This is a genomic window from Candidatus Poriferisodalis multihospitum (genome assembly GCF_028283155.1).
In the GTDB taxonomy this organism is placed as follows: Bacteria; Actinomycetota; Acidimicrobiia; order Acidimicrobiales; family Poriferisodalaceae; genus Poriferisodalis; species Poriferisodalis multihospitum.
In genome coordinates this window covers 1-7,733 of sequence record NZ_JAPYOK010000118.1, presented here as the reverse complement: position 1 = coordinate 7,733, position 7,733 = coordinate 1, and the positions used below count along the sequence as shown (strand labels likewise).

Below are 7,733 nucleotides of genomic sequence, written 5' to 3'. Positions count from 1 at the left end.
GTCAGCTGGCTGTGCGTCGTGCTCGCCGGGTGGATCGCCAGGCTGCGCACATCGCCGATGTTGGCGACGTGGCTGTGCAGCCGCAGGCTCTCCACGAACTTCTGACCGGCCTTGATGCCGCCGTCGATGCCGAAGGCCAGCACCGAGCCGGCGCCCTTGGGCAGGTACTTGCGTGCCCGCTCGTTGTAGGGGCTCGACTCCAGCCCTGCATAGAGCACCCAGTCGACCTGCGGGTGACTCTCGAGATAGTCGGCCACGGCCACAGCGTTGGCCACGTGCCGCTCCATACGCAGCGACAGCGTCTCGATTCCCTGCAGGAACAGGAAGGCGTTCATGGGCGACACGGCGGCGCCGATGTCGCGCAGCAGCTGCACCCTGGCTTTGAGGATGAACGATCCGGCACCCAGAGCAGGCCAGTAGGCCAGCCCGTGATAGCTGGGATCGGGCTCGGTGAACATCGGATGCCGTCCAGACGCCTCGAAGTCGAACGTGCCGCCGTCGACGATGAGACCGCCGATCGACGTCCCGTGGCCGCCGATGAACTTCGTCGCCGAGTGGACCACGATGTCCGCCCCGTGCGCCAGCGGCTGGCACAGGTAGGGCGAGGGCACCGTGTTGTCCACGATCAGCGGGACATTCGCGCTGTGCGCTGCATCCGCGACTCCCTCGAAGTCGAGGATGTCGTTCTTGGGATTGCCGATGGTCTCGCCGTAGAAGGCCTTGGTGTTGTCACGCACCGCGCCACGCCATGAGTCGATGTCGTCGGGATCCTCCACGAAGGTGACCTCGATGCCCATCTTCGGCAGCGTGTAGTGGAACAGGTTGTAGGTGCCCCCGTACAGCGATGGGCTTGCGACGATGTGATCGCCTGCCTCCGCCAGATTGAGCACCGACAAGGTCTCGGCCGCTTGGCCCGAAGCCACTGCCAGCGCCCCCGGAAGCCCGACCGCCGTGCGCACGCCTCCCTCGAGAGCGCTGATGCGCTCCTCGAGCACGTGCTGGGTCGGATTCATGATCCGGGTGTAGATGTTGCCGATCTCCGCCAGCCCGAACAGGTTCTGAGCATGCTCGGAACTGTCGAAGGTGAACGACGTGGTCTGGTAAATGGGCACCGCGCGGGCGTTGGTGGCGCTGTCAGGCGCTTGGCCCGCGTGGATCATTCGTGTTTCGAATCCCAGCGCGGTGAGTGGGTCTGTGGGTGTTTCGCTCATGTTGAGCTCCATTTCTTGCGCCCCATAAGGCGGGCTATGCCTGACCCGGCGGGATTGCCGAGCGCGCAGCACTGTACCGGTAAAACCCGACCTGTCCAGTCGGATTTTCTGTGACAGGTCGATGTCGGATTCGCTGGGTGCGCTGTGGGTTCAGAATCCGGTCTGTTTGTCCACGACGCCTTCGAGCGGGCGGCCTTCGCGCAATGCGATGAGGTTGCGGCAGAAGCGCTCCAGGTTGCGCCGTGCGCGGTGCTGGCTCGCCCCAGCCGTGTGAGGTGTCATGACGCAATTGTCGAACGCCCACAGCGGGCTGTCCGGCGGCAGCGGCTCGACCGGAGCTACATCGAGGGCGGCCCCGCCGATCCGGCCTTCGGCCAGCGCCCGTTCCAACGACGGGCCGTCGATGATCTCGCCGCGGGTCACGTTGAGCAGGATGGCGCCGTCGGGCATCGAAGCGAACATCTCGTCGTTGAACATGCCCTTGGTGTCGGCGGTGAGCGGCAGGCCCACCGCCAGCACGTCGCTGGTGGCCACGATGTCACCCAGCGACTCGGGCCCGCCGACCGTCTCGACGCCCTCGCCGGGCGGCACCGGGTACAGATCCATGGCCTGCACGCGCATGCCGAACGCGAGTGCCCGGCGGGCAATGTGCCGGCCCGTGCCGCCAAATCCCAGGATGCCCATCGTGAGGCCCTGGAGCTCCAGCTCGCTGTAGCGCATCTGCTCCCGGAGGTCGTTGTCCCATCCGTCCGGCCCGAGCTTCACCGCCGTTGCGATGCGCCTCACCAGCGCCAGCAGCAGACCGTACGCGTGGTCGGCAAGGTGGCTGCCGACCAGGCCCTTCTCGCCGGTAAGCACGACGTCGCTGTCGAGGAATCTGGGGTACATGAACATGTCGACGCCTGAGGCTGTCGCATGAATCCAGCGCAGCTTCGGGGCGGCGTCGAACAGCCACTCGGGCACGATGCCCAGGATGACCTGTGCGTCGGCTGCCAGGGGAACTCCATCCCGCGGTCGGTCCACGATGTTCACGACGGCGCCGGGCCCCGCAGCGTCGCGAATAGCGGCCTCGTCGTCGGGACTGACATCGGGCAGCGTGAGCGTCTTGGTGACGAGCACGTTGAGCGGTCCGCGGGGCACCTCGAGAACAGTCGGGCCGGGTAACTGGGCGCTCATGAGATGACGGCCTCCACGTCGCCGATCTGGCTGTAGGTGGTCACCCAGCGTTGGCCTGGCTCAACACGAAATCGGGCGTACGCACCCGTGATGACGCACTGGTCGGGCTCGAGCGCCATACCGTGCCGGTGCAGCGTGGCCGCCAGCCGGGCAATCGACAGGTAGGGATTGTCGACCTCGTCCGCAGCGGTGCAGCTGAAGCGTTCGGTGCCGTCGCAGGAGACCGTCACGACGCAGCGGTCGAGCTCGTCCGCCGGCGGGGCATCCACGCCCGAACCCCGCACGATGGCCCAGTTGGTCAGGTTGTCGGCCACGAGCATGGCGAGGTTGCCCCCGACCGCTACTCGCGCCTCGTTCACCTCGTAGCCAGCGCACACCTGCGAGATGCGGGCGGGAACCGAGGACGGATCGACATCGTCGCCGGCGATGCGCTCACCGATCACGAAGCACATCTCGGGCTCAATGCTCACCTTGCTGATCTCTGCGGACGGAATGTCAGCGGGTGTGGCGAGCACACGATTGACGTGTCCGAACGGCCGGTCGTCGATGCCCACCGTCGTGCGGGCCCGATCCGACGTGAGCCCCACCTTCCAGCCCGCGTGCACGGTGCCATCGGTGACCGCCCGGCGCTGCATTTCGCATTGGATGGCTAGGCCGTCCTCGAAGCCGAGGTCCGCGAAGGCTGCTGCGGGCACGTCACCGCCCGCGGCGTAGTAGTTGGACAGCGCCTCGGCGGCGGCCAAGCGTGCGGGACTGAGTTGACGGGCAGCACTCACAGCGGCGCACCTTAGATGCAGCGCAGCACGCGGTTCAGATGTCCGGGATCGTCCTTTGCGGCACGGGGCGCTCGCCGTAGTGTGAACCCATGAGGTTGCAGCTGGCACTCAATGTGGATGACATCGACGAAGCAGTCGACTACTACTCGCGGCTCTTCGATGCCGAACCGGCCAAGCGCCGCGACGGGTACGCCAACTTCGCGATCGACGAGCCGCCGCTGAAGCTGGTGCTGTTCGAGAATCCCGGCAACGGGGGCACCATCAACCATCTCGGGGTCGAGACCGAATCCGCCAGCGAGGTGGAACAGGCCCATGCCCGCATGGTCTCCGCTGGCCTCACCACCTCCACCATCGACGAGACCATGTGCTGCTACGCCGAGAAGGTGGAGACCTGGGCAACCGATCCGCACGGCATCGACTGGGAGTGGTACGTGAAGCAGGGCGACGTCGAGGTGATGAACAACGTGGTGCTGTCACGACGCGGCGACGGTCTGGAACGCGAGAGTCACGCTGACGACGCTTGCTGCGCCTAGCGCGACCCGCCGTCGCTAGTGGTCTGTCGGCGGAATACGTGGGGCGACGAAGAGCGTGTTTCTGCAGGTCAGCGAGTCGTAAGGTGCCCCAGGCAAACCCGCGACACACCACTAGTTCTGGGGTCGGCGCTCGCGGAGGAGCACTTCCTGGGCGATCGTTGCCACGTGGCGGCCGTCGGGTGAGAACAGATTCCCCACCGTGATGCCGCGAGCGCCGGTCAGGCCGTGGCAATCGAACTGGTACAGGTGCCACTCGTCAGCACGCATCGGACGGTGGAACCACATGGCGTGATCCAGCGACGCACCCATGAACGTCTCCTGGTACCGCTCGTGGGGAACCTGCAGGGGGTGCAGCGAGCGGGCAGCGTTGAATTGGATTGCGTCTGAGGTGAACGCCAGCCCGCAGACGTGCAGCCGGGGATCGTCGTCGATGGGATCGACAATGCGCACCCAGCCCATCGACTGGCCGGCTCCCGGATGGCTCGGCAACGGGCGGCGTTCCATGATCCACGGCCAACGCTCTTCGTCGATGTTGCGGCAGTCCTGCGGGTCGGGGGCGAGGGGGATGCGTGCCGTCTGCACTTCGGCGTCCTGCTCGGCCACATGGAATGAGCACGACAGGTTCAGGATTGCACCACCGCTCTGGCGGGCCACGACTGCCCGGGTGCAGAACGAGCGGCCGTTGCGCAGCCTGTCCACCTCGTAGCGGACCGGCTCGTCGAGCGTGCCCCCACGGATGAAGTAGGCGTGTACTGAGTGCGGCACGAACTTCTCGTCAACGGTCTGGAACGCCGCCCACAGGCCTTGCGCGATGACCTGCCCGCCGTAGATCCGGCCCCACATGTATTCGGGGCTGACGCCGACGTAGGTGTCGGGCCCGTGCTGTTCCAGGAACATCACCTCGCCGTACGTCGTCGGCGCGGAGATGCCGCTCGTCACAGCAATCCCCTTCGGGATTCGCCCTGATTCACAGCAGTCCCTTACGGGACTCGCGCCAAGGCACATCGCGATCAAGTCGAGGTTCGCCGGGCAGGCCCAGCACGCGCTCGCCGAGGATGTTGCGCTGGATCTCGTCGGTGCCGCCGCGGATCGACATCGACGGAGCCGTCACCGTCTCGATGTAGCCATGACCGTCTTCGAGCATGCCTGCGGCTCCCGCGGCGCGATTCGCCAGGTAGGCGCGTCGCTTGTACGACGACACCGTCCTCAGCTTCGCACCGCTGCCGGCCGGTCCTGGACTGCCGCCCGAACGGGCTTCGTCTGCGGCGCGTTGCGCAGTCCAGCGCGACGCCATATCGGCGGCGTAGATCGACATGGCTTCGTCGCGTCTCACCTTGTCATCGAGTGCCCAGAGCGCGGCCAGATCGGTGATCCATGTGGGAACGCGGGCGCCACGCTTCGCACCGTCGCCCCCGCCACGGCTGCCGGCCCCGGCCCGTTCGTGCGAGAGGATCGTCATCGCAACCCGCCAGCCCTCACCCACATCGCCGACTCGCCAAGCGTCGGGAACGACGGTGCCATCCACGAACACCTCGCTGAAGTGGGCATCGTTGTTCATCTGCCGCAATGGCCGCACGTCGACGCCGGGTGCGTCCATGGCGATCACGAACATCGTGAGTCCCTTGTGCTTGGGCTGTTCCGGGTCGGTACGGGCCAGGCAGATGGCCCACTCAGACCACATCGCCCGACTGGTCCAGGTCTTCTGGCCGCCGAGCCGCCACACCTCGCCGTTCTGCGCAGCGCTCAGGGCCACGTTGGCAAGGTCCGATCCGGCCTCGGGCTCGGAGAACATCTGGCACCAGATCTCGGCGCCCGATGCGATCGGCCGCAGCCAGCGGTCCTGCTGCTCTGCGGTTCCGTGCGTCAGCAGCGCAGGGCCCACCATGCCGAGCCCGATGGCGAACGGGTAGAGGTCGGGCACTACGTACTCGCGCAGCACCGAGCCGATGAGCTGGTTCTCCGCCACTGAGGCATCGCGGCCGCCATGGGTGGACGGCCAAGTCGGCACGTGCCAGCCGCCGTCCACGGTCGCCGCCAGGTATGCCCGGCCCTCGTCGAGGTCGTCGCTGCCAGCCCCCATCGAGGTCAGGCGCGTCTGGTCCGTGCGACGTTCGAGCAAGCCGTCGAGAGCCGCCCGGATGTTGTCGGCAGTGAGCGCGGCTGATTGCGATGCGAGATCGGTCATCAGTCGCGGGCGACGTCGGGCGTTCCGGTACGACCGGGCATCAGCTGCGGGTGAAGTTGGGCGTCCGGCGTTCGTTCATGGCGTTGACGCCCTCGCGCCAGTCGTTGGTGGTGCGCAGGCGATCCTGCTCGGCCTTCTCGTTGTCAGTGGCCGCCTTGATGGCATCGGCCAGGTGGCCGCGCATGGTGTAGCGGATCGACTCGACGGCCAGCGGGGCCGAGCCGGCGATCTCGCACGCGAAGTCGTAGGCCGCCTGGCGCAGCTCGTCGAGCGGCACCAGCTTGTCGGCCAAGCCGATCTCGACGGCTTCGTCACCCTTGACGCGCCGGCCGGTGTAGAGCAGGTCGAGGGCCTGCTGGTTGCCGACGAGTCGGGGGAGCGTGACGGTCAACCCGAATCCATGGTGGAAACCCAATCGGGCGAAGTTGGCGGTGAAGCGGGCCTCGGGGGCGGCAATGCGGAAGTCCGGGAAACATGCCACGCCGAGACCGCCGCCCACAGCCGCACCCTGGATGGCCCCCACGACCGGCTTGCGCTTGGAGAAGAGGTCGAATGCCGCGTCGTAGAGATGCCGGGGGCTGCCGTCGGCGTTGGTCGCCGTGATTTCGCCGCCTCGCCGGCCGTCAGAACCGAACTGGGCACCGGCGCAGAAGTTCTTGCCCTCCGAGCACAGCACACTGGCGCGGCAGCCGTCCTCCTCGTCGAGGTCGCTGAACGCAGCAACGAGCCCGTCGATGAGCTCCAGATCGAAGAAGTTGTTCGGTGGCCGGTGAATCTCCACGACGGCCACATGGTCGTCGCCCAGCTTCACCGATACGTCGCCGTACTGGCCGAAGTCGTCGAGGTTGCTGTCGACTGCGCTGTTGCTGCTCATGCGGCGAGCGTAGGTGCGCCGTTCCAGCGACGCACAGTGCGCTCGCCTATTCGGTGCCCGCGGCTCTCAGACGGGCGCATGTTCGAGAGGCGAGGTCACTGCCAAGCCAGCACCTGTGGAGCGTTCGGCGGCGCCGCTGTGCGAAGCGACGCGAAGTCGGCGGCGTCCGAAGTCAGGATGTCGTGGCCGATTCGCTGCGCCACCAGATAGAGGCGCGCGTCAACCACGTCGGCAGTGCCCGACCTGCGGAGAGCCTCGCCGACTTGCGCAACGTCTCCCGGCGCAAAGGGGTGCACGGTCATTGCGCCAAGCGCACGTGCGAGGCGAATCTGCCGGCTGCCGTTGCGCCACACCTGCGCCGCAACCGGGGCCGTCGTGTGCAGCGGCTCTGCGAGCCGGTCCACGTTGGTGAGCAGGTTCCTGCCGGTCTTTGTGCCGCGATCGATCGCGATGAGCACCCCGGCGTCGAGGATCATCGATTGAAATAGCGCCGCTGCATCTCGGCGACTGCGTCCTCGTCGACCGGACCCGACTCGGCCTCCCAGTCCCGCAGCAGCGACCGGAGTTCTTGGCGCTGCCGCTGTTCCTCGGCAAGCCTCCGGATGCCGTGCCTGATGACGCTCGACTGATCGCCATACTCGGGCACCAACAGCTCCAGCCGGCGCCGATCCTCGTCACTCAGGCGAATCGTGGCCGTCCCACTCATGCCCACACCGTAATACGTCTGTAGCACACCCACCCCCGATATCCCCGCCGCCCGACCAATGGGCTGACAGATAGGCCGGCGTCGAACACCCGCTGCGATCATGGTTCTGCGAGTCCACGTCAAGCAAACCGTTTTCGACACCCTCGGCGGTGGGCTCTGCGCCGAGGCGCTCGCTGCCCAGCCGATGCTCGGTGGAGCCGCCGCATTAGCCGAACCGTCAGCCCAGTCCGTCAGCCTCGGCCGCTTCGATATCTGGAAGGCGCTCGGCTCCC

9 protein-coding genes are annotated in these 7,733 nt (G+C 66.9%); 1 reads left to right on the top strand and 8 read right to left on the bottom strand.

The features are described from left to right. From VI480_RS14175 to VI480_RS14165, 3 genes are all read right to left on the bottom strand, one after another. On the bottom strand, positions 1 to 1,211 hold a 1,211-nt coding region (locus VI480_RS14175), incomplete at its 3' end, for an O-acetylhomoserine aminocarboxypropyltransferase/cysteine synthase family protein (protein WP_323673513.1). 150 nt (positions 1,212 to 1,361) lie between these two features. Further along, positions 1,362 to 2,387, bottom strand: coding sequence for a D-2-hydroxyacid dehydrogenase (locus VI480_RS14170; RefSeq protein WP_323673512.1), 1,026 nt, complete (start codon positions 2,385 to 2,387; stop codon positions 1,362 to 1,364). Beyond that, positions 2,384 to 3,163 (bottom strand): hypothetical protein, encoded by a 780-nt coding sequence (locus tag VI480_RS14165; protein ID WP_323673511.1) that lies wholly within the window; start codon positions 3,161 to 3,163, stop codon positions 2,384 to 2,386. The genes VI480_RS14170 and VI480_RS14165 overlap by 4 nt, the downstream gene beginning before the upstream one ends. An 89-nt stretch (positions 3,164 to 3,252) precedes the next feature. On the opposite strand from VI480_RS14165, the gene VI480_RS14160 reads away from it, so the two are divergent. Beyond that, positions 3,253 to 3,696 carry an ArsI/CadI family heavy metal resistance metalloenzyme gene (locus tag VI480_RS14160; RefSeq protein ID WP_323673510.1) on the top strand — a complete coding sequence of 148 codons (444 nt, stop codon included), beginning with the start codon at positions 3,253 to 3,255 and terminating at the stop codon, positions 3,694 to 3,696. 111 nt (positions 3,697 to 3,807) lie between these two features. Here VI480_RS14160 and VI480_RS14155 read toward each other — a convergent pair whose 3' ends face one another. The 5 genes from VI480_RS14155 to VI480_RS14135 form a co-directional block, all read right to left on the bottom strand. After that, positions 3,808 to 4,635, bottom strand: a complete 828-nt coding sequence (locus tag VI480_RS14155; protein ID WP_323673509.1) for an acyl-CoA thioesterase — start codon at positions 4,633 to 4,635, stop codon at positions 3,808 to 3,810. A gap of 28 nt (positions 4,636 to 4,663) precedes the next feature. Further along, on the bottom strand, positions 4,664 to 5,881 hold the full coding sequence (locus VI480_RS14150) for an acyl-CoA dehydrogenase family protein (RefSeq protein WP_323673508.1): 1,218 nt from the start codon (positions 5,879 to 5,881) through the stop codon (positions 4,664 to 4,666). A gap of 40 nt (positions 5,882 to 5,921) precedes the next feature. Continuing rightward, positions 5,922 to 6,755: an enoyl-CoA hydratase/isomerase family protein gene (locus tag VI480_RS14145; RefSeq protein WP_323673507.1), complete on the bottom strand. Its 834-nt coding sequence runs from the start codon at positions 6,753 to 6,755 to the stop codon at positions 5,922 to 5,924. Positions 6,756 to 6,850: 95 nt separating this feature from the next. Next, a complete protein-coding gene (locus VI480_RS14140; RefSeq protein WP_323673506.1) occupies positions 6,851 to 7,231 on the bottom strand; it encodes a PIN domain-containing protein in 381 nt (126 codons plus the stop codon). Continuing rightward, positions 7,228 to 7,461, bottom strand: a complete 234-nt coding sequence (locus tag VI480_RS14135) for a hypothetical protein (protein WP_323673505.1) — start codon at positions 7,459 to 7,461, stop codon at positions 7,228 to 7,230. The genes VI480_RS14140 and VI480_RS14135 overlap by 4 nt, the downstream gene beginning before the upstream one ends. Positions 7,462 to 7,733: the final 272 nt, after the last annotated feature.